Genomic DNA, 21364 nt, shown 5'->3' on the forward strand with positions numbered 1-21364 from the left:
CCACAACAACAAGCGTCGAAAGACCATCAAAAGTTCGGCTACACTCAGCCCTTTAGCATGAGAATCACTGGAGGAAAAGCAGCGGGAGTTCGACTCCAAACACCCAGAAAAGGTCCCGAGGTCCGACCTGCGACCGACCGCATGCGGGAAGCCGTGTTCTCCAATATCGGATCTGGTGTGATCGGCTCAAAGGTGCTCGACCTCTTTGCTGGCACCGGAGCCTATGGCCTTGAGGCATTGAGCCGCGGTGCAAGCGCGGTCACTTGGGTAGAGTCCTCCCGGCGGGTAGCTGGCATTCTGGAATCCAACCGTCAGGCTGTTCGAAAATCGATGGGGAGTCCGCAATCGGCCGAGCACGTGATCGTCCGTGACTTCCGTCGCCATGGTATTCCTAGTAATCGGCAGTTTGACTTCATTTTTGCAGACCCTCCCTACAATTTAGCCGAGGACCTGCTAACCGATCTAATGGCTTTTGCGGACAACTACCTCTTTCCATCGGGAACGTTTCTGCTTGAGTGTAGGGGAGATCTCCCGCTTCCCATTCAAGAGTGGACGGAAGTCCGCAGATTCGGTAATGAAAAATCCGGACCATCTCTTCGGGTATTGAAACGGTGCAACGATTAAAATCTCAGCAGGAAAGCAAACGCTGAACGCTCGCCTTACAGAGAACCCGTCGCACCTTACCCGATCCGGGGCACTTTTCCTCACTGTGGCGGGTGCGATTGGTGCGGGCATTGGCGCTTTGGTGTTTAGCCTCATCGAAAAATCGGCGGATACACCCTTGCTGTACATTCACGAGAATTATCCGTGGATTCCGCCATTGGTCATTCCCGCGATGCTGCTCCTGATCCTTTGGCTAAGGGACAAATACTTTCTAGGAACCGATGGAACAGGAATTCCACAGACCATCGCCGCGCTCAAACTCGGACCCGGTGAGGAAAGGGATCGCTTACTCTCTCTCAAGGTAGCGGGGGGGAAGATTCTCCTCACGTCAATGGGACTCCTCTCCTTTCTTTCGATCGGACGGGAGGGACCGTCGGTTCAGCTCGGAGCGTGCTGTATGCATACCCTTTCCCGTCTCCGTGGAGTGCCCCAACATCTGGCAGACCGAGGACTGATCCTCGCCGGCGGGGCCGCCGGAATTGCCGCAGCGTTCAACGCACCTGTCGCTGGAATCGTCTTCGCAATGGAGGAGATCGGGCGTTCCTTTGACAAGCGCAACATGGCCGTGATCGTTCGGACGGTCGTGATCGCCTGCGTAATCTGCGTGATCGGTGTGGGCAATGACTACTTCTACGGAAGGCTCCAAGAAGGCACGAACCCGCTCCTTCTCGCTGGCTGGAAACCGTGGATAGCTGTCCTCTTGATTGGTCTGGTGGGAGGCGCACTGGGCGGCCTGTTTTCCAAGTTACTCCTCATTCTCATGCCATTCGTCTCGAGGATGATCAAAAAAAGAAAAGTAGTCACCGCATTGGTGATTGGAGCAATGATAGCGGTTATCGGCATTGTTTCAGACGGGCAGAGCTATGGGAGTGGATATGCACAGGCCCGTGCACTGCTGCTGGAGGGAAGTCCAGCCTATTTCGATACGCTATCCGAAGAAGCGCAGAGCGAACTACTAAAGATCCGTGAAGGAATCACCCCTCTCTATCCAGCCTACAGGGCTTCTGCCTCTTTCCTTGTTCTCCTTACCGCTATCCCCGGTGGGCTTTTCGATCCGTCCTTTTCAATAGGTGCCGGCCTCGGTTTGGCTACGCATTCTCTGTTTGCATGGACTGGCCTTGAACTTCAGGCCATCGTCCTCCTTTTCATGGCTGCCTACTTCGCCGGAGTGGTGCAGAGTCCGATGACCTCCTTCATTATTCTCCTGGAAATGACGGGTGTCCTTCTGTTTTCACTTCCCCTAGCCGGAGCTGCTATCACCGCCTACGCAGTCTCGAAGTTGATTTGCAAGAATGCCCTCTACGAAGCGCTTGCCGAAAATTTTATCCAAAGGAAGAAATTATGACCACCGCTTGGCTCAATTCCTGCACACTTAGCCTTGCCTTCAATCGTCCACATCCTTACTCATTGGGCACCGATCCTACCTAGCGTGGTACTTCTCGAAATAGTCCTCCTAATTCCGTTCGTCGCTGGCTTTGTGATCGGTTTACATTCACTTCTGCGGCCTGCATCCCATCCGAACTTCGAGGGACTTTTTAAGAGAATTTATCGCAGAACCGAGTGGAATGAACGCAACCCAGAGACCTTTACCCGCAGGATTGGATTTATTATTTTCCTAGTGAGTATCCTATACGGAGTGGGAATCATTGTCCCTCTCATGGCACGGTGAGCTAATCTTCTAGTAATAGTGGACATCGAAATCCTTTCGCGGATCCAATTCGCATTTACGATCTCGTTTCACTACCTATTCCCGCCGATGACCATCGGCCTAGGTCTGATTTTGGTGATTATCTCGGGGCTTTGGCTAAAGACCCGTAACCCTCTCTACCACAACATGGGGAGGTTCTGGACCCGCATCTTTGGGCTGATCTTCGCGATTGGCGTTGCCTCAGGCATCGTGATGGAGTTCGAATTCGGAACCAATTGGGCGACCTACTCCCGTTTCGTCGGAGACGTCTTTGGCTCTCCGCTCGCGATTGAGGGCATTTACGCATTTTTTCTCGAGTCCGGCTTCCTCGCAATCCTTCTCTTTGGCTGGGACAAGGTAGGGCCACGCCTCCACTTTTTCTCGACCTGCATGGTCGCTCTGGGTTCCCACTTTAGCGCGATCTGGATTCTCGTGGCCAATTCATGGATGCAGACTCCCGCAGGATACCACCTTGCAAAACGCTTCAAAGTCGATGAGGAAGGCACACAGCACCCACTTACCGCAGATCTCGCAGAGGGCTCGTATACCTTTGAAGAAGTACCACTGCCGAAAGACTACGTTCTCCAAGCCGAAGACCTCGATAGCGTGCGCGCGGTGATTACCGACTTTTGGGAGATGCTCTTCAGTCCTTCATCAATGGATCGACTGGTCCATACCGTGCTCGCTTGCTGGCTAGTTGGAACTTTTTTGGTGATCAGCGTCAGTGCGTTCTACCTCCTCAAGAATCGCCATATTCCGTTTGCCAAAATGAGCATGAAAATTGCGCTCATTGTTGCAGCAATCACCACTGTCCTCCAATTCTGGAGTGCAGATTCAACCGCCCGCGGTGTAGCCGAAAACCAGCCAACCAAGCTCGCTGCGATCGAGGGCCTAGCTCAAACCACCGCCGATGCTCCCCTTGGAATAATAGGCTGGGTTTCCTGGGAGAAAGACGAAGAGGGAAATCGAATCGGCATCCGGGAAACTTCTCTGAAAATTCCCTACCTACTGAGTATTCTGGTATCCGGAGACTTTCTTCATCCAATCAAAGCAAGCCAGACCATCGTAAAAGGGTTGGAGGAACTGCCTAGCGACGAATTTCTTCTTAGCCGGCACCCCAATGCCACTCCTGAAGAACTGAAAACCATCCGTCCCAACTATTGGCCAAACGTTCCGGTCATATTTCAAACCTACCACATAATGATCGCCTGTGGAATCGCGCTATTTTTCATCGCGTGGGCAGGACTTTGGTTCTGGAAGACGGGTCGCTTGTGGACGACCGACAACCGATTTACCCGTTGGTACCTAATCATTTGCGTTTTCTCTGTCTTTCTTCCGCAGTTGGCTGGTCAAGCCGGTTGGTACACAGCCGAAATGGGGCGACAGCCGTGGATCGTTTACGAAATTTTAAAGACCAGCGAGGGCCTTTCGAAAGCAGTTCGGGCTGAACAGGTTCTCACTTCACTCATCTTGTTTGGCCTGATCTACGCGCTCCTCTTTCTCGTCTTCTTGTACACCCTGCACACCAAGATTCACCACGGCCCCAGTGACGACATCTCCGGCGAGCAGATCCCGGAAAAGTGGCGTTCGATCGAGGTGCTCAGCGAAAAAACCAGAGGATTGTCCAAATGATCGCCTTCGATCTTCCTACCTTTTGGTTTGTTCTTGTTGGTATCCTTTTTACCGGATACGCCATGCTGGACGGATTCGACCTCGGCGTAGGAGCCCTCCACTTGTTTACGAAAACTGACGAAGAGCGGCGGATACTGCTCAATTCAATCGGCCCGGTCTGGGATGGAAACGAAGTGTGGCTCGTTACGGGGGGCGGGGCCCTTTTTGCAGCCTTTCCTGAGGTCTACGCCACGGTTTTCTCTGGATTCTACGACGCTTTTATGTTCCTGCTCTTCGCCCTCATTTTTCGGGCTGTGGCTATCGAGCTGAGAAGCAAGCAGCCACAACTTCTATGGAGGAGGAGCTGGGACAAAGCGTTTGCCGTTGGCAGTGTGCTGTCGTCCTTTCTGATCGGAGTGGCAATGGGGAATGTGGTCTGGGGGATTCCGCTGGATGTTCATCATGAATTCACAGGAAACCTTCTTACCCTACTCCACCCTTATGCCTTGTTGCTCGGCTTCACCACAGTGGCACTTTTTGCGATGCATGGTAACATTTACCTGATCCTGAAGACAGAGGGAGAGCTTCAGGCAAAGCTCAAGCGGTGGATAAAGATAACCATACCGATTTACATGGTTCTGTTCCTGATAGTGGGTCTGAGCACCCCATTCGTCTCCGAACATGTCGCCAAGGCCTTCGATGAGCGACCAGCCATTCTCTTTGTTCTCTTCGCTCTGGCCTTGTTGCTTGCATTCAATATCCCACGAGAGGTGTACCATGGACGCGAGAATATCGCCTTCGTCAGCTCATGTGGATCGATGATTGCGCTAATGACTCTCCTCGCGGCTACCATCTACCCGACAATGGTTTTTTCGACTCCAAACATCAAAAATTCCCTCACGATTTACAACGGATCCTCTACCGAGAATACCCTGAACTTCATGATGATCGTAGCGCTTGTCGGAGTTCCAATTGTTTTAACTTACACGGTTTCGGTGTATTATATCTTCCGCGGCAAAGTAAAAATCACTGAAGAAAGCTACTAGCATGCCTCCCATTGAAATTGAATCATTTGGAAACCTACCCGACGGCCGGGAGGTCTCCCGCTTTACCTTGAGTAACTCCAATGGGATGGTTGTGCGTCTCATCAACTACGGTGGGATTGTTCAGGAAATTCATACTCCGGACACCAGTGGGAACCCCGCTGATGTAGTCCTCGGAGAACCCGATCTCGCCGGGTATCTTGACCATCATCCCCACTATGGAGCCATAACCGGAAGATACGCCAATCGAATTCGCGACGCCGAGTTCGCCCTCGATGGGCACACTTACCATCTTCCGAAAAATAAGTTCAATAAGTATTGCCTCCACGGAGGGTTCAAGGGATTTGACAAGAAACTCTGGTCGGCAGCTACGATGAACGATGGTGCAGATTCCCTGGTCCAATTGTCGTACACTAGTCCTGACGGCGAAGAAGGGTTCCCGGGAAAACTGGAAACCATGGTGAGCTATCGCCTCACCTCCGGAAACGAATTGCGAATTGAATATACCGCCCAATCAGACCGGACAACAGTGATCAACCTGACCAACCACAGTTACTTCAATTTGGGAGGGCCGGAGAGTCATTCGATCAAAGATCACGAAGTCTGCATACGTGCGCCGTTCTTCGTGCCCACCGACGAAGACGATATACCAACAGGAGAGATCCTTGCTGTTGACGGAACTGATTTTGACCTTCGGAAATCTGTGCCTGTCGGTGAGAGGCTCGCTAGCGATCATCCGCAGATCCTGCGGGTCGGCGGATTCGACCACTCTTTCCTTTTCGGTCAGCGTAGCCATGACCGGGACTGGGACTGCCGCGTGGTTCATCCCGGCAGTGGGCGAACCATGGAGGTTTTGACTAGTGAACCTGCAGTGCAACTCTACACCGCAAATACTCTCGGTGATACCACGCTACCCGGAAAAAACGGAGAGAAACCCAGAAACCACCAAGCACTCTGCCTCGAAACCCAGCATCTCGCAAACAGTCCAAACGAGCCTCACTTTCCCTCGACGGTATTAAAGCCGGGAGACACGTTTCGCAGCTTTACGGTATATCGATTTGGCGTGGAGAATTGAACCAAGACCACTTCCGCGTTCGCTCAGGTCTCCTTGGTGGAGACAAGTCCTCGGTTCTTCCTAAGCCCACAGAAATTCGAGAGGCCAATTCGCCCAAAGAACCAAACCCCACGTCGCTCCCGCAAAGACCAACGTCAGAAAAACGGCAGCGCTCCCTAGGTCTTTCGCGCGTTTTGCTATAGGGTGCAGGTCAAATGAAATGTAGTCGATACAACACTCCACCGCCGTGTTGAGAAGCTCTGTAACCAGAACGAAAAACAAAACCCCAACGAGCAAGACCTTTTCGGTCACCGGTAACTCAAGCACAATCGCAAGAGGTATCAATATACAGGCCAAAACGATCTCTTGACGAAAAGCCGCTTCGTGTTTGAGGGCTGCCCCGATACCGTCTATTGAATGATTGGCCGCTCGAATCAAGCGCATGAACCCCTTAGCCTGTGTTGGCTTTCCCCCCTCAGAGGATCCTATCTCACCTACCTCAGACATTCTCCGTTCACTGCTGTTCGAAAATTCCGTTTCTAGGAGAATTCAGACTCGATAAAGTCTTTCAAGCGCTCCAACCCGCGGTCGATAACGTCGTCCGACGTCGCATAACTTAGCCGAATCCCGCTTTTACTTCCGAACCCTTCTCCGGCGACCACTGCAACCAACTTTTTCTCCAAAAGGTCTTTGGCAAAATCCGCTGGAGCTATCTCCAGGGCACTAATATCGGGGAAAAGGTAAAACGCTCCGGTAGAACGGTAGCAGGAAACTCCTCGAATTGAATTGAGACCCTCTAACAGCTTTATCCGCCTACGGTCAAAGACCTGTATCATCTTGTCCATCTCGCGTCTCGCCAGATCCCAATTTCTCATTGCTGCCAGTGCGCCGTATTGGGCGAAGGTCGTAGCATTGGAAGTCGTCTGGCTTTGCAGACTGGAGACTGCTTTTGCAATTTCGGGAGTGGCGACCAGGGTGCCAAGACGCCATCCCGTCATTGAAAACGTTTTACTAAATCCTCCTACCGTTATCACCAGGCGCGCGGCTTCTTCCGAAATCGAGGCGGGAGATAAATGCTCGCTGTCGTCATAGAGAAGATACTCATAGATTTCATCCGACAAAATCAGGATCCCGTGTTGTGAACAAATCTCGAAGATTCTGCGGATTAGTTCAGGAGGGTAAACTCCACCGGTCGGGTTCGAAGGACTGTTTAGGATGAGGAGTTTTGTCTTCTCCGTGACGGCCTCTTGAAGTCGGTCCGGATCAAGGCAAAACCCATCCGAGATTTTTGTTTCGAGTATTTTGGGAATGCCCCCGGCCAACTTTACCATTTCCGGGTAGCTTACCCAGAAAGGTGCCGGAATCAGCACTTCATCTCCATGGTTGCAGACCGCCTGTATGGCCAAATAACAACTATACTTTCCTCCCGGACTCACCACCACTTGAGAGCTTTCGCAGGAGGAAAATCCGTTGTCCCTTTTATACTTCTCGGCAAGTGCCTCTCTCAATTCCGGTAGACCTGGAGCAGGTGCATACTTCGTCTTTCCGTCATGAACCGCCTGAATGCAGGCTTCCTTGATAAACTCCGGTGTATCAAAATCAGGTTCTCCCGCACCAAAACCACAAACGTCGCGGCCTTCGGCTTTGAGTGCCTTTGCCTTGGCATCCACAGCGAGCGTTGGAGAAGGCTCAATAGCCAAGGCTCTAGCGGACAGAAACTTTTGGAATCCTTCCATGCCCAATGAGGAAACAAGATACTAGTTCAGGTTCAAGAGAACCTTTCATTTCAAAATGGGTAGTTCTCCCTTTCCCTTAAATCCAGAGGGTAGCGGGAGCTCCGAGTTCGAGACCGAACGGACCCGGCCCAGCCGGAGCTCAAGTCCAAACAGGCCTATCTCTTACTCCCAAAGAATCTGGTATCTCTCCCTACTGAAGTGCGGATACCAAAACCGCTTAGAAAAGGGTAAAAGCACGTTTCACTGGCACCGGCTCCAGGTGAAACCTTCACCCGGAGCCAGCCAGCTCGTGAAACCGCCTTAAAAGCGTATTACTTCTTCTTCTTTTTGGCCGCCTTCTTTACAGCCTTTTTCGCTGCCTTCTTGGCAGGTGCTTTCTTCACCGCCTTCTTGGTAGCTTTCTTGGCTGCCTTTTTCGCAACCTTCTTGACGGTCTTTTTCTTGGCCTTTTTCGCCACCTTTTTGACAGCCTTCTTGGCTACCTTCTTAGTCGCTTTTTTTGCAGCTTTCTTCGCAGCCTTCTTGGTCACTTTCTTAGTGACTTTCTTTGCAGCCTTTTTGGCAACCTTCTTTGAAGGAGCCTTCTTGACTGCTTTTTTAGCCGTTTTCTTCACAGCCTTCTTGGCCGCCTTTTTGGCCGCCTTTTTTTTCACTGTTTTCTTTGCCATGTCTGTTTTGCTGGTTTCACGAACCACTTCACGGAGCGGTTTTTCGGAGAGCGCACCAAGAGCGGCGCGCAACACTTCTCCAAAACTTACTTTATTCTTTTTAGAAACACGGGACACCACATCACGCAGTTTTGGGTCGAGGCGAACTGACAGTTGGCGGGTCTTAGAGGTTTCAGGATTAAAGTGATCGTAATCGAAAATCTGAAGGGCAATCCGGATTACATCGCTAAGATTTTTAGCACCGGTAAGGTCTACCAATTCTCTTAACTTCCGGAAGGATTCTTCATCCACCTCAAAGGTGAGCGGAGTCGAATAATTGATAGCCATAGTTCCCGGAGTTTCGAGGACTAAACCGCTTTGAAAGCAGCCCGTCAATACTGGTTTTCCATCCTTACCTCCAAGACATGCTTTCTTTCAATCGGATGACCGAACCCAACCATTATCTTTGTATCCAAAAAACACTGATCTCGTAATTGCCGATCACCAGAAATAATTCCTGATGTTAACCCCGAGAACTCAAACCAATCACCATCATTGGATGATGAACGTTCTGCAATCAGGCCGAAATGAAAACGGTTCTTGATCGATAAACAAATGCCTTTGAAGCATCGATCCCACTCCCGGAAACTTTACTCCTCTTTAAGGAGAGAAACGCACAAGATCAAAAGAGTTATCCCTTGCCCAAGGTTGGTGCTTCGCCCGTTGTCTCAACAGTATCGGCTAAACCATCAGGTGTAAAAGTTTCCAACGGAAGCACCAGTTCAACAACTGCGTCATCGATCCGCCATTCCGTCCGGTCCCTTGTCCTTTCGTCTACCACTTCCAACCGTCGAACGATCCAAGTGTCTGAAATCTTCTTAAAACTTCTCGCCTCTAATGAACGGATCACATCACCATCTGCATTCAAATACTCAACTCGAATCGGAGCATCAAAACGAGCGTCCAAAGCAACCATCACTGTTGCAGGTCCATCCCTCGGAAGCAGAGTCTTCCACTCCTCCGGAGGAGAGAATCGAAACCAGTGAGCTGGGCTATCGAGCACTCTCTCCGATTTCACATATTCCGCCTCTGTCCAATCAAGGTAAGGGGTCAAAAGGTCGAAGGCAGTCAGGTCCATTCCCTCGAGGAGAGGTTGAAACAGCTGCCCGCTGGGTAACTCAGCGAGACCTCCCTCCAAACTCCATTCCCATCCGGTAGGACTTTTTCCACCTAGAAACAAAAACCTCTGGGAGGGAGCGAAACCATCTGGCTCCTGCTCTATACGTAGATCGAGGTCTCTCCCCCGCCAACCTGTAAAAACGCGAATGGGAAGTACCGTGCGTTCTCCTCGGCGAGGGTAATGAGTCAAACGACCGTCGAGAACCGAATCCATTCCTCCGCGGGTCCGCAGAAACGAATTCAGGAAAATCTCAGCCTCCGCCGCCGAAAGAGGATTTACGTCTCTAGCCGTTCGTCCGAAATCCCTGCCAGCTTGACCCGATACCCACGTTACCGCTGCCAAAGATAGAAAAGCACAGACGCAAAACCTTTGAAGGCTCCGCGTCATGTCCTCACGAACCGGTTCCGTCTGTTGACGGTTTGTCCAGATCCTCTAGCTGAAGAGCTTCGGACTGAGGGGTATCCGGTTCTGCAGGAACTGCTTCACCTTCTTCCGAAACGGCTGCAGAGGATTCCGTCGATTCAGACTGGTCGCCATCTTCGGTAGTCTCAGTAGCGGCAGGAGTGTCCGTGGACGGCTCCTCTTCGATGTTGGTCAACGACACGCCTGGGGCTCCCCCATCGGCACGCTCAACAGTCGCAAGCGTCGCCAGATAAAGACCGAAGGATAGTATGAAAAAACCGATGATAGCGTAGATGGTCCCGCGGGTAAGGACATTCGTTGCTTCACCACCAAATGCCTGTTCGGCAGCACCTCCCCCAAGTGCGGCACCCATGCCTGAATTCGCACTAGGCTTCTGCATGAGGACGAGCAAAGTCACGAAAAAGCAGATAAGGATCAGAACTACCGAAAAGAGAGCTATCAAAAACGTGGCCATGGAAAATAAAAACCGAAGAGAATGAGTAGATGGAAGGGACCTTTCAACCCCGAAAGTCATTAGAAGCTACGCGTTTTCCTGCGCTGATTCGTCGTACCAGTATCCCTTTTTAGCACTACCCCACCCTGAGTATGCGGGCAACATGGCCTCCGTTCCGAAAATCCAATGTCCCATCGATTGATCCCAAAAATCATCTTTTCGAGTTCGCACACAACACTGGGGATTGATTCTTCCTTCCGCGTCTTCTTTAATCGAAGGTTGCATGTATTCGCGGGACGCCAAACAACGGTACTCAATACCAGCTCTAAAGACTTGGTCACGGTGGCTGGCACGGGATTGGGAAGACCATTTTTCCCCCGATAGACTCTCGCAAGGGAGACGTTTGTATCGCACCAACCGAATCAGCGAAATTTCACTCACCCCTCAGGATTTGACCGTTTCCGTCGATACTGCGGAAGGCGAAGCCTACTCCATTGTCGAGTGGTCGCGGATCGGCCCGAGAGTCCGCGACTCACGAAATGATCCCGACCTCGGACACTCGATCGCGATTGCAGGTCTCTACGAAGTCGAGGAGTTGATCGCAGACCGACTGACACCCCTTCCCTTCCAAGTCACCAACTCGCCGTCTTCTAAAGGATCTGATCAGGGCTCAAACAATTCCCAAGAACCAACGCCGAGTAGAATTGAGGCTAAACCCGTTATCCTTCTCTTCATCGAGGGAGAAAAACTCTGCTTTCGTAGCTTGCCCACCCATGAGTCAGGCCGCGATGAGTCTTCCGCCCATCGGGAAAAACTCATCCAACTCTCTCACATGGCGCGACAGAGCGGCTTTCGCTTCAATAGTCATTCGAAGATTTTTGAGATGCCCGAAACGGAGATGTTTCTCAGCTTTCTGCGAACAGGCGTGCCTTCTTGGCGTCCCTATTTTGACATCCGTCAAACGGCGGATGTGAACCTGCTCGACTATGGTCAGCGGGAAGTTCACCTCCAAGCCAAGGTCTCCCGCTCCACAGCTGGGAAAGGACTCAGATTGGAATGGACTTCCGAGCTCAACGGCGAGCGGCTGTCCGAGGCGGAGATTAACCGACTCATCCGTCGCAAAGAAAGTCCACTATTTCTTCCGGGACGCGGCCTTGTTCGTCTGGATCCTGACGGCATTCATCTTTCTCATCAGTTGGACGGACTGCCGAAAGAGAAGAGACAGGATCTACCGCCCTACTTGTTTCTGAGCCTATTTCAAACCCAACCGGTTACCTTTCAACTCTCTCGGGAGGTCAGCGATTGGGTTGAGGCTCTGAAGTCTCCCGACGCAGTACCTCCTGCGGGCACACCGGATTTTCTAAGACCCTACCAGAAACGTGGCGTCGCACATCTCCACCACCTTTGCCAGCACGATTGCCACCCCTTGCTTGCCGACGAAATGGGCCTCGGCAAAACGGTTCAGGTACTTTCCCTTTTGAATCTAGACGGATTGAGAGAGGCTTCTTCTCTCGTAGTATGTCCGGCTAGCGTAGTTCCTGTATGGATACGGGAGGCCGAACGCTTCTTTCCGTATCTAAAGGTCAAGACTCTTCGATCTGGAGAATCCTGGAAAGACGACAGTGAAGTCTGCCTGTGGATAGCCAGCTATACTCAGCTTCGTCGCCATCGACCTCTTTTGGAAGAGCATCGGTTTCGTTACGCTGTTCTGGATGAAGCCCAACAAATCAAGAACCCTGATGCCAAGGTGAGTCGTTCCTGCTTTGCCATAAAGGCCGTCCACCGGATTGCTCTAACCGGGACTCCTGTCGAAAACAGTCAGATGGACTTGTGGTCCATTTTCCGCTTCTTGATGCCCGACCTTCTCGGCAGTCGCCGGGAGTTTTTTGATCAAATGACCCGGGACAGCAAGTCGTTGATAGAGCGTGTCAAGCTACAAGCGGCACCGTTCCTGATTCGTCGCACGAAGAAAGAGGTCGTGCAGGAACTACCCGGGAAGGTTGAGACAGACCTGTTCTGTTCCATGGGCGACCCCCAAACCAAAATCTATAACCGGATTGCCGATACGATTTTTCAAGACTTCAACACTGGCTATCAGAGTATGAGTGGCCAGCGCAGCTTTCACTTTCTTACCGCGATCACCCGGCTTCGACAGGCTTGTTGTGATCTGCGGCTTCTTCCAACACCGTTTCTCGAGGAATCGGATGTGAATCTGGAAGCCCCGCTCGCGTCACTTAGCGGTAAACTCGAAACCCTTAGCGAGCACCTCAAGGAGATCCTCGTCGGCCCCCGGAAAGTAGTTGTTTTTAGCCAGTTCGTCTCGCTTCTGGATAGAGCAGAGGAACTTCTGCGCGACCGTTTTCCGCAGACGACTCTCTTTCGCCTAACTGGCTCTACCAGAGACCGCGAAGTGCCGGTCGCAGAGTTTCAAAAGCATCGCCGCGCGGGCGTGATGCTCGCCAGTCTCAAAGCGGGTGGCACCGGAATCACTCTCCATGCCGCCGACTACGTCTTCCTTCTCGATCCATGGTGGAACCCGGCCGCCGAACAACAGGCGATTGACCGTGTCCACCGAATTGGCCAACAGAAAACCGTATTTGTCTATCGGCTCATTACCCAGAACACCATTGAGGAGAACATTCAGCGTCTGAAGGAGGAGAAAACCGGCCTTTTCAAGGAGATCGTCGAATCCTCACGTCCACTCGAGGCGATTCGGACGCACTTTGATACGATCGAGAGCTTCCTTCGCCCTTGATCGGAGCCTCCTGTTCTTGCCTCCCGGCGAACAAGGCCGTTGTCTTTCCGAACGGCCATGAAAGTTCTCTCGCTCTACCACATCAAAGGAGGTGTCGGAAAGACTACCTCTGCAGTGAATCTCGCCTACGCTGCTGCAACGGAAGGATTTAGTGTCTTACTTTGCGACCTCGACCCACAGGCTGCTTCGACTTTCTACTTGCGGGCGAAGCCACCGACCAAGATGAAAACGGGCAAACTCATCAAGGGGAAATCGTTTGCCCACAAACAAGTTCGACAAACCGAGTTTATTCATCTGGATCTGCTTCCCGCGCACCTCGAGTTCCGCCATCTCGACCGGACCCTGGACGAGGAAAAGAAGTCTTCGACCGCACTCTCTGCCCTCTTCAAGGGATTCAAGGGGGATTATGATTTGATTGTCGCGGATGCACCTGCCGGGATCTCTTTGCTCTCCGAAAACCTGTTTCGACTGTCACATCTCGTGTTAGTCCCAACGATCCCCTCTACACTCTCCGTCCATACCTTTGACCAAGTGAAGGGTTTCTTTGAGAAAAACAACCTTCCGGTAAATCGCTTAAAAGCCTTTTTCTCCATGGCAGACCAAAGGAAAAAACTTCACCGCGAAACCATGGAGGAATCCCGCGAAGGAAGCCCTCACTTCCTCGCACAAACGATTCCTTCGGCAAGCATTATCGAGCAGATGGGGACTCACCGCCGTCCGGTAGCCGCTTTCGCAAGAACCTCCCCCGCCGCAGCTTCTTTCCAGTCCCTTTGGTCGGAGGTGCGCACAGAACTCGGGTTGGACTAGGGCCTGTACGGGACATCGCAACCCGGCTTGAGGACTACCTTTATGATGAACTTGCAGATGAAGAACCATTGACAATGGCATTGTAATAACTTTTGTTATCACTATGGCCATTGAAACCAAAGTCCGTCGAATCGGGAACTCACTCGGAATCGTTATACCTAAGGAAGCACTGCACACTCTAAAAGTCGAAGAGGGTGCCTCGCTCTACCTTACCGAAGCCCCGGAGGGTTCGTTACGCATTACACCGGAACGGCCGGGCTTTGCGGAGAAAATGGCAATTGCTGACAGCTTGATGAAGAGGTATCGAAATGCTCTTCGAGAGTTAGCAAAGTGAAAGAACCGGTTTGGATAGATGCCACCGATTGCCTTGCGGTTCATTCTTCTGCTCTTGAAAGATTTGGTGGTGCGGATGGTTTGCGTGACGAAGGACCGCTTTTGGCGGCATTGGATCGGCCAAAAAATCTCTTCGCATACGGAAAGCCCGACCCTTTTGATTTAGCGGGATCCTACGCCAGTGGGATCATTAAAAATCATCCGTTCTTGGATGGGAACAAGCGAACCGGCTTCCTCACTGCCACCCTGTTCCTCGAGTGCAACCAATACTTGTTCTCCGCTACCGAAGAGCAGGTAGTTGAGCGAACGCTGGCCTTGGCGTCGGGTGCGATACCGGAGGCCGATTACACCGAGTGGCTTCGGGAGTCCTCCGAAACTTCGGACTAGGAAGCATAAGAATTTGCCTCGCAGTTTCGGGTAGCATCGGCCGTGAGGCCGATGACCACACGGACTACGGACCCGCATCGCTATCCCGCCACACCTGCAGCAGTCCACTCCCGTGGGATGAGGGTTCACCCCTCGATCATCTACTTCGTATTCCAGCCATCTTGGTCGAGGCGTAACCGTCCTTCGCCTTGCTGGCTACGGAGGTCAAGAAGCCTCTCCTACAGGGCGCAGGGCTAGTACCGGTAGTGCTCCGACTTGTACGGGCCTTCCTTTTTCACACCGATGTAGTCGGCTTGGTCATCGGTCATGACCGTAAGCTTTGCTCCGATCTTCTCAAGATGCAGGCGGGCCACCTCTTCATCCAAACGCTTCGGCAGAACGTAGACTCCCGGACGATACTTTTCGAGTTCCTTCCAGAGCTCAACTTGCGCGAGCACTTGGTTGGTGAATGAATTCGACATCACAAAGGATGGGTGACCGGTCGCACAGCCAAGATTGACCAATCTACCCTCAGCCAGCACATAGACCGCATGTCCATCGTTGAAGCGCCACTGGTCCACTTGGGGTTTCACGTTGACCCGCTCGACTTCCGATGAGTTTTCCAGCCTATCCATCTGGATCTCGTTATCGAAGTGACCAATGTTACAGACGATGGCTTGGTCCTTCATCGCCTTCATGTGTTCGTAGGTGATGATGTCCTTGTTGCCCGTGGTGGTCACATAGATGTTGGCGACATCCAAACTGTCTTCGATAGTCGTAACCTTGAAGCCCTCCATGGCGGCTTGAAGAGCACAAATCGGATCAACCTCCGTCACGCGAACCTGCGCGCCCATCCCCCGGAGAGCCTGGGCACAGCCTTTTCCAACATCACCGTAGCCACAGACAACCGCAACCTTTCCGGCGATCATTACGTCGGTCGCACGCTTGATTCCATCGATCAACGATTCGCGGCAGCCGTAGAGGTTATCAAACTTTGCCTTGGTCACCGAGTCGTTCACGTTGATCGCGGGAACGAGGAGCTTCCCCTTCTCGTGCATCTGGTAGAGACGGTGAACACCGGTTGTCGTTTCTTCGGATACTCCCTTCCACTCTTTGAGAACGTTGTGCCAATGGATCGGGTCTTCGGATTTCGTCTTCTTCAGAAGGTTCTTGATGACTTGCTCCTCTTTGGATCCACCCGGTTGCTCGGGCCAATCATCGCCGTCTTCATACTCATAGCCCTTGTGGATAAGTAAGGTTGCGTCGCCACCGTCATCAACGATCAGGTTAGGTCCTTTTCCGTCCGGCCATGTCAACGCATTCCACGTGCACTCCCAATACTCTTCGAGGGTTTCCCCCTTCCATGCAAAAACCGGCACACCAGAGGCCGCAATCGCGGCGGCTGCGTGGTCCTGGGTTGAGAAAATGTTGCAGCTTGCCCACCGCACATCTGCTCCCAAATCCACCAGCGTCTCAATGAGTACTGCTGTCTGAATGGTCATGTGGAGCGAACCACTGATTCGCACACCAGCCAATGGTTTGCTCTGAGCATACTTCTCCCGTGTAGCCATCAGGCCGGGCATTTCCTGTGTAGCGATCTCGATCTCCTTCCGTCCGTAATCGGCGAGAGTGATATCCGCTACTTTATATTCAGTTTGGGTTTCAGTGATGACTGCCATAATAAAATCCTCAGTGTTAGGTTGTCAGTGATATCGGGCTTCGCATACGGGTCAGACTGCCGCCTTCAAGTCTTCCACTTTACTGGTCTGCTCCCAGGGAAGGCCTGCCTTCCCGAAGTGACCGTAGTGGGTCGAGTCTCGATAGATCGGTCGAAGAAGATCCAGCTGCGAGACAATATCCGCAGGCTTAAAGCTAAATACCTCACGGGCCGCAGCGGCTATCTGCAAATCAGTCAGTCCCTCTTTTGCGGATCCAAACGTGTCCACGTGAATACTCGTCGGGTGAGGATACCCAATCGCGTAGGCCACCTGTAGCTCGCACTCCGAAGCCAATCCAGCCGCAACGATGTTTTTCGCTACCCAGCGGCAGAAATAGGCAGCCGATCGATCCACCTTCGAAGGATCCTTTCCGGAAAAAGCACCTCCCCCGTGACGGGCCCATCCGCCGTAAGTATCGACGATGATTTTCCGCCCCGTGAGGCCGGCATCACCCTGAGGACCCCCGATCACGAAATTACCCGTTGGATTGATCAGAAACTGGGTGTCATCCGTGCAGAGATTCTCCGGCAGAACCTTCCGAATCACTTCCTCCACGCAGAACTCCTTGATCTGCTCGTGCTTCACGCCATCGCGATGCTGGGTGGAGATAACCACGTTCTCGATTCCAACAATTTTGCCACCTTCAAAACGCACGGCGACCTGACTCTTCACATCGGGACGCAGCCATTCTACACCCTCTTCTTTCCGCTGGCGCGCCATCTCGCGCAAAAGCCTGTGCGCAAACATGACTGGAGCCGGCATCAGCTCGGAAGTCTGGTCGCAAGCATAGCCAAACATGATTCCCTGGTCCCCGGCACCCTGCTCGTTAGTGTCTTTTCCTTCAGCAGCCGTAGCGTCCACACCCTGTGCGATGTCGGCAGACTGTCTCGTCAAGCAATTCGTGACAAATACACTCTCTGCGTGAAAAACGTCATCGTCGTTCACGTAACCGATATCCTCAATCGCCTCCCGTACGATTTTTTCATAGTCGAGCTTGGCACTCGTCGTAATCTCCCCCGCCAGAACCACGCAGTTACTTTTCACCAGCGTTTCACAGGCTACGCGGCTCTTCGGATCCTGTTTCAGGCAAGCATCGAGGACACTGTCGGATATCGAATCCGAGACCTTATCCGGGTGACCCTCGCCCACAGATTCTGAAGAAAAAACGAATGATTGACTCATAAACCCTCTAGTTTGAAACCCGGAACCTCAAAGGATCAAGCCAATATATCAAAACATCCAGATTCGTTGATTTGTATCTTTCCTACGGTAAATAACTTGCAAAAAACTGCCTAAGATTGCCCTGACGTTGACTTAAAACAGGAAGACTAATCCCGTCATCCCATGCGTGATTCTAAGTCAGCTGCTTTTGCGGCACTGTGTGTCCTCATCCTCACCACTCCTCCACTCAACCTTTTTTCTGCCACAATCGCTTCCGAAACCCTCTCCGAACAGGTAGAAAGGGCCGATGGGGTGGTCGTTGCAGTCGCAAAGGAACAAGGGGTAGAAGAAATCGATCACCAAATTTTCACCCGCTTTGTCTTTCAAACCGTGGAGTCCATCCGCGGCTCCTTTCCAGGTCAATTTTCCGTCCTTGGTTACGGTGGATCTTTAGGTGGGATTGCCGATTACGATGCCCGTAAACCTACAATCATCACTAACCAACGGCTTCTCCTTTTCGTCGACGTTGGAGAGCACGGCCTTCTTTTTCGAGGCGGTCCTGAAGGGGTCCAAGAAGATACCAACGGCCTTGCCGCACAAGCCAGTCAAATCGCCGATCTTTTAGGACCTGGTCTCGACTTCTCCCAATACGTGGCCGAATCCCAGGTAAGTGTTCTCAATGTTCCCGCTAGTGGCCTACTGGGCGATACTCAACCTCGCAGATTTGTAACCCCCGATCGGGGCGAACCGATTCCCGTGATTATCGATACATCAACCCTTCCAAGCGGTATTTCCGAAGAACAAGCGATTACGGCTATTCAAAACGCACTCGGTGCGTGGGAGGCAGTCTCGTCAGTCCGATTCGAGATCGTCGGCAACGAAGTATTTTCAATTTCCGCACGAAACTACGGTCTTGAGGACGGCAGCGTCATTCGAATTCAGATGCATGACAATTTTAATGAGATCGACGACCAGTCGAGTACTTTGGGGTTTGGAGGAGCTACCTTCTTTACCACCAAGCAAGGAGAGGGAGGCACAATCGACGGGCTCGCATTCAACCCATCCACCCATGGATATGTAATTCTAGACCACACAAAAGCCACCCTCTCCGATCCGATTTCTCTTGAAGAAACGCTTACTCACGAGATTGGTCACGTCATCGGCCTTGCTCACAGCAGCGAAACTGCCAGTGAGAGCGATTCGGATCGAGCCGATGCCCAAATGTATTATCGCCTCCACAGAGACGGCCGCGGGGCGGATCCAAGAACGTGGGATATTTCGACGATCGCCAAGATTCACCCTTCCGATACACCGCCTTTCTCCTTTGTGAGGAGAGAGGTTGCTATATCCTATCCCACCGCTCCATCCGCAGGCGTCAACACGTTCACGATTCCCTATGGAGACCTGCAGGGCGATAACGTCACCGTTCAGCTCAACTCTCAGACTGGTAACTTGGGGGTATTCGCCCTTTCTGGCGACCAACTCACTTATGTCCCCAATGCTTATTACGTTGAGGCAGATGCGGGCGTCAACTCATTTTACGACAAAGCGATCGTTCAACTTTCAGACGGCACGAACGAACTTTTGGTGGCCTTCAACATCGTTGGATTCCGTCCCGATTCAAGACCATCAGACGCCCCCGACGGAGTTCCGAACGCTTGGATGACCACGTTTTTTGGTAGTAACGATGGATCTACCGCAAACGCAGATCCAGATGCGGACGGTTTTTCCAATGAAGACGAATTTCACCTCGGAACGGATCCGACCGATCCCAACTCGCGCTTCTGGATCGTTGACAGCGCAGTGGGAAGTATAGAGTTCACCGCCCAGCCTGACGATGTCTATCGGATCGAAACCTCAACCGATCTGGTCACATGGAACGAGATTCGCCTTGTCCAGCAAATGGGCGGCGAAGACACCTTGACTGTCGACGATCTACCGAATGCTTCGACAGACGCGCCGTTGTTTGTAAGAGCGGTTCGGCTTCGGTGAACTCAGGAAGATCTTTCGCACCCATTCAAAAGGAGGGAGGTAGCCAGTTATACCCGAAAGATCGCACCCAGCTTCTTCCCCAACAAGACCGACGCACCGATGATGGTCACTGCGAGAAAGGCCATCGCCCAGACCCCTAGCGCGCTGGCAATGTAAGGTCCATCGCCCAATAGGTTGAGAAGCTCGTAAATCGCTTTCGTGATCGGATAATACTCCTGCTTCTGAGCCAGGATCAAACTATCGGACACTTCTAGCATTGCTTGGGAGAAAGCGAGAATCGCTCCGGCCAGGAGGTTCGCCACAATCAGCGGCATAGTGATCCTCAGTGCAGACTTTACCGGCGGACAACCGAGATTCTGGGCCGCCTCTTCGTAGGTCACACTCGTTTGCTCCAAACCGGCTACCGCCGATCTTACGACAAACGGCAACTTGCGAATCGCGTAGGCGATGATCAACAGCGGAACCGGATTCACCGTCGGATTGATGAAATCAAAAGCCTTTCCGGATTGCGACATCGCGAGGTATCCAAAGGCAATCACGATTCCTGGGACCGCCAACGGGAGCATTGCCATGGCATCGAGAATCGAACGACCCGGTATCGTCGAGCGGACCACCACATAGGCAATCGCAACTCCGAGTGCCACGTTCAGTACGGTAGCCGCCGAGCTGTAGAAAAGGCTGTTTTGGATCGATGAGAGAGTGAGCGGATGACCCAACGCCAACTTGTAGTTCTCCAAGGTCCAGCCTGTGGGCAGAATGCTCGCATACCAATCACTGGAGAAAGAGATGAGAATCACCGCGAGGTGAGGCAGAAGGGCGAGAAAGGTAATCCCAAGGAAGAAGGCAAAGCAGAAAAGCTGGCCGAGTTTGCCAGGACGCTTGGTCACCGATGCGTGGCCCGCCTTCGCCATCATCGAAAAGGTGTTTCTGCCAAAGAGAATCTTACCCACCAGGTAAAAGACAACCGACGCCGTCAGCATCACCGCAACTAAAGCATAAGGAAAAGGATTCGTCCCGATCTCCTTCACTCCATTGAAGATCTGAACAGGAGTGACGCGATTGAAATCAAAGATCAGCGGAACCCCCAGCTCGGTGAAGGCCCAGATGAAGACAATCGTGCTTCCGGCGAACACCCCCGGCCTCATCAAGGGCAGAGTCACCGTAAAGAAACGTTTCCATCCGCGGCAGCCCAAGTTCTCTGCCGCCTCCTCCATCGCAGGATCAATATTCGCGAGGGATGCAACCGCATTCAGATAAAGAATCGGATACAGACTCAGACCATTCAACACGATCACCCCCCAGAACCTGCTATTCCCGAGCCAATCAATGGCGTCTCCGGGATCGATGAGTCCGAGGTGGACGAGTCCAGTATTCAGCAGCCCGTATTGACCCAGAATCTGACGCACTCCAATCGCCCCAACGAAAGGAGGCAGCATGATAGGGAGCAAAATAAGGGCGGAGAAGACCTTTTTCCCGAAAAACTCGAAACGATCGGAAATAAAAGCCAACGGCAAAGCGATCAGGAGAGCGAGAATCGTGGAAAAGAGTCCCATTCCGAAGGCATTTACCAATCCCTCCATATAGAGGTCGTTACGAAAGACTTCGACCACGTAGGCAATCGTCCACTCGCCATCGACCCCGACAAAACCACCCTCTAAAACCTGCCAGATCGGCCAAAGGAAAAAACAGGCAAAGAAGAAGCCGGTAACCCCCAGAATCGTGTAACTAAAACCGCGACTCACACTTTCTCGATAG

General features: G+C 52.2%; 18 protein-coding genes. 10 read left to right on the forward strand and 8 right to left on the reverse strand.

Going from position 1 to position 21364, the window contains the following annotated elements; all coding sequences use genetic code 11:
• Positions 1-57: 57 nt before the first annotated feature.
• The 5 genes from AAGJ81_09955 (at position 58) to AAGJ81_09975 (ending at position 6079) form a co-directional block, all read left to right on the forward strand.
• Positions 58-624 carry an RsmD family RNA methyltransferase gene (locus tag AAGJ81_09955; GenBank protein ID MEM0966459.1) on the forward strand — a complete coding sequence of 189 codons (567 nt, stop codon included), beginning with the start codon at positions 58-60 and terminating at the stop codon, positions 622-624.
• Positions 625-709: 85 nt separating this feature from the next.
• Positions 710-2008 carry a chloride channel protein gene (locus AAGJ81_09960; GenBank protein MEM0966460.1) on the forward strand — a complete coding sequence of 433 codons (1299 nt, stop codon included), beginning with the start codon at positions 710-712 and terminating at the stop codon, positions 2006-2008.
• Between the two features lie 342 nt (positions 2009-2350).
• Positions 2351-3982, forward strand: coding sequence for a cytochrome ubiquinol oxidase subunit I (locus tag AAGJ81_09965; GenBank protein ID MEM0966461.1), 1632 nt, complete (start codon positions 2351-2353; stop codon positions 3980-3982).
• Positions 3979-5007 carry a cytochrome d ubiquinol oxidase subunit II gene (gene cydB / locus AAGJ81_09970; protein MEM0966462.1) on the forward strand — a complete coding sequence of 343 codons (1029 nt, stop codon included), beginning with the start codon at positions 3979-3981 and terminating at the stop codon, positions 5005-5007. Before AAGJ81_09965 ends, cydB begins: the two co-directional genes overlap by 4 nt.
• Position 5008: 1 nt before the next feature.
• Entirely contained in the window at positions 5009-6079 is a 1071-nt protein-coding gene (locus AAGJ81_09975) for an aldose epimerase family protein (GenBank protein ID MEM0966463.1), read from the forward strand.
• A 60-nt stretch (positions 6080-6139) separates the two neighbouring features.
• Here the strand turns inward: AAGJ81_09975 and AAGJ81_09980 are convergent, their stop codons facing one another.
• The 5 genes from AAGJ81_09980 to secG all read right to left on the reverse strand — a co-directional run bounded on the left by AAGJ81_09980 (position 6140) and on the right by secG (position 10498).
• A complete protein-coding gene (locus AAGJ81_09980; protein MEM0966464.1) occupies positions 6140-6565 on the reverse strand; it encodes a diacylglycerol kinase in 426 nt (141 codons plus the stop codon).
• A gap of 32 nt (positions 6566-6597) precedes the next feature.
• The gene (locus AAGJ81_09985) at positions 6598-7794 is read right to left on the reverse strand and encodes a pyridoxal phosphate-dependent aminotransferase (GenBank protein MEM0966465.1); all 1197 of its coding nucleotides are present in this window, start codon (positions 7792-7794) and stop codon (positions 6598-6600) included.
• Positions 7795-8105: 311 nt separating this feature from the next.
• Entirely contained in the window at positions 8106-8753 is a 648-nt protein-coding gene (locus AAGJ81_09990) for a CopG family transcriptional regulator (protein ID MEM0966466.1), read from the reverse strand.
• 379 nt (positions 8754-9132) lie between these two features.
• Positions 9133-10008 (reverse strand): outer membrane lipoprotein-sorting protein, encoded by an 876-nt coding sequence (locus AAGJ81_09995; GenBank protein MEM0966467.1) that lies wholly within the window; start codon positions 10006-10008, stop codon positions 9133-9135.
• Positions 10009-10012: 4 nt separating this feature from the next.
• Positions 10013-10498, reverse strand: coding sequence for a preprotein translocase subunit SecG (gene secG / locus AAGJ81_10000; GenBank protein MEM0966468.1), 486 nt, complete (start codon positions 10496-10498; stop codon positions 10013-10015).
• Between the two features lie 262 nt (positions 10499-10760).
• Here secG and AAGJ81_10005 point away from each other — a divergent pair, with 262 nt between their 5' ends.
• The 4 genes from AAGJ81_10005 (at position 10761) to AAGJ81_10020 (ending at position 14759) form a co-directional block, all read left to right on the forward strand.
• Positions 10761-13232: a DEAD/DEAH box helicase gene (locus tag AAGJ81_10005; protein ID MEM0966469.1), complete on the forward strand. Its 2472-nt coding sequence runs from the start codon at positions 10761-10763 to the stop codon at positions 13230-13232.
• Between the two features lie 57 nt (positions 13233-13289).
• Complete coding sequence (locus tag AAGJ81_10010; protein MEM0966470.1) at positions 13290-14039, forward strand: AAA family ATPase; 750 nt, start codon at positions 13290-13292, stop codon at positions 14037-14039.
• A 103-nt stretch (positions 14040-14142) separates the two neighbouring features.
• Positions 14143-14373 (forward strand): AbrB/MazE/SpoVT family DNA-binding domain-containing protein, encoded by a 231-nt coding sequence (locus tag AAGJ81_10015; GenBank protein MEM0966471.1) that lies wholly within the window; start codon positions 14143-14145, stop codon positions 14371-14373.
• Positions 14370-14759, forward strand: a complete 390-nt coding sequence (locus tag AAGJ81_10020; protein MEM0966472.1) for a type II toxin-antitoxin system death-on-curing family toxin — start codon at positions 14370-14372, stop codon at positions 14757-14759. Before AAGJ81_10015 ends, AAGJ81_10020 begins: the two co-directional genes overlap by 4 nt.
• A gap of 233 nt (positions 14760-14992) precedes the next feature.
• Here the strand turns inward: AAGJ81_10020 and ahcY are convergent, their stop codons facing one another.
• A complete protein-coding gene (ahcY, locus tag AAGJ81_10025) occupies positions 14993-16417 on the reverse strand; it encodes an adenosylhomocysteinase (protein ID MEM0966473.1) in 1425 nt (474 codons plus the stop codon).
• Between the two features lie 51 nt (positions 16418-16468).
• On the reverse strand, positions 16469-17638 hold the full coding sequence (gene metK, locus AAGJ81_10030) for a methionine adenosyltransferase (protein ID MEM0966474.1): 1170 nt from the start codon (positions 17636-17638) through the stop codon (positions 16469-16471).
• A 162-nt stretch (positions 17639-17800) separates the two neighbouring features.
• Here metK and AAGJ81_10035 point away from each other — a divergent pair, with 162 nt between their 5' ends.
• Complete coding sequence (locus tag AAGJ81_10035) at positions 17801-19609, forward strand: matrixin family metalloprotease (GenBank protein MEM0966475.1); 1809 nt, start codon at positions 17801-17803, stop codon at positions 19607-19609.
• Between the two features lie 47 nt (positions 19610-19656).
• Here AAGJ81_10035 and AAGJ81_10040 read toward each other — a convergent pair whose 3' ends face one another.
• Positions 19657-21351, reverse strand: a complete 1695-nt coding sequence (locus AAGJ81_10040; GenBank protein MEM0966476.1) for an iron ABC transporter permease — start codon at positions 21349-21351, stop codon at positions 19657-19659.
• Between the last annotated feature and the right edge of the window lie 13 nt (positions 21352-21364).

Source organism: Verrucomicrobiota bacterium (assembly GCA_038744685.1).
GTDB lineage: Bacteria > Verrucomicrobiota > Verrucomicrobiia > Opitutales > Puniceicoccaceae > Puniceicoccus.

Excerpts from the sequence above, each read along its gene's own strand:
- AAGJ81_09955 (MEM0966459.1), top strand. The coding sequence starts at position 58 with ATGAGAATCACTGGAGGAAAAGCAGCGGGAGTTCGACTCCAAACACCC.
- cydB (MEM0966462.1), top strand. The coding sequence starts at position 3,979 with ATGATCGCCTTCGATCTTCCTACCTTTTGGTTTGTTCTTGTTGGTATC.
- AAGJ81_09975 (MEM0966463.1), top strand. The coding sequence starts at position 5,009 with ATGCCTCCCATTGAAATTGAATCATTTGGAAACCTACCCGACGGCCGG.
- AAGJ81_09980 (MEM0966464.1), bottom strand. The coding sequence starts at position 6,565 with ATGTCTGAGGTAGGTGAGATAGGATCCTCTGAGGGGGGAAAGCCAACA.
- AAGJ81_09985 (MEM0966465.1), bottom strand. The coding sequence starts at position 7,794 with ATGGAAGGATTCCAAAAGTTTCTGTCCGCTAGAGCCTTGGCTATTGAG.
- AAGJ81_09995 (MEM0966467.1), bottom strand. The coding sequence starts at position 10,008 with ATGACGCGGAGCCTTCAAAGGTTTTGCGTCTGTGCTTTTCTATCTTTG.
- secG (MEM0966468.1), bottom strand. The coding sequence starts at position 10,498 with ATGGCCACGTTTTTGATAGCTCTCTTTTCGGTAGTTCTGATCCTTATC.
- AAGJ81_10005 (MEM0966469.1), top strand. The coding sequence starts at position 10,761 with ATGTATTCGCGGGACGCCAAACAACGGTACTCAATACCAGCTCTAAAG.
- AAGJ81_10010 (MEM0966470.1), top strand. The coding sequence starts at position 13,290 with ATGAAAGTTCTCTCGCTCTACCACATCAAAGGAGGTGTCGGAAAGACT.
- AAGJ81_10015 (MEM0966471.1), top strand. The coding sequence starts at position 14,143 with ATGGCCATTGAAACCAAAGTCCGTCGAATCGGGAACTCACTCGGAATC.
- ahcY (MEM0966473.1), bottom strand. The coding sequence starts at position 16,417 with ATGGCAGTCATCACTGAAACCCAAACTGAATATAAAGTAGCGGATATC.
- metK (MEM0966474.1), bottom strand. The coding sequence starts at position 17,638 with ATGAGTCAATCATTCGTTTTTTCTTCAGAATCTGTGGGCGAGGGTCAC.
- AAGJ81_10035 (MEM0966475.1), top strand. The coding sequence starts at position 17,801 with ATGCGTGATTCTAAGTCAGCTGCTTTTGCGGCACTGTGTGTCCTCATC.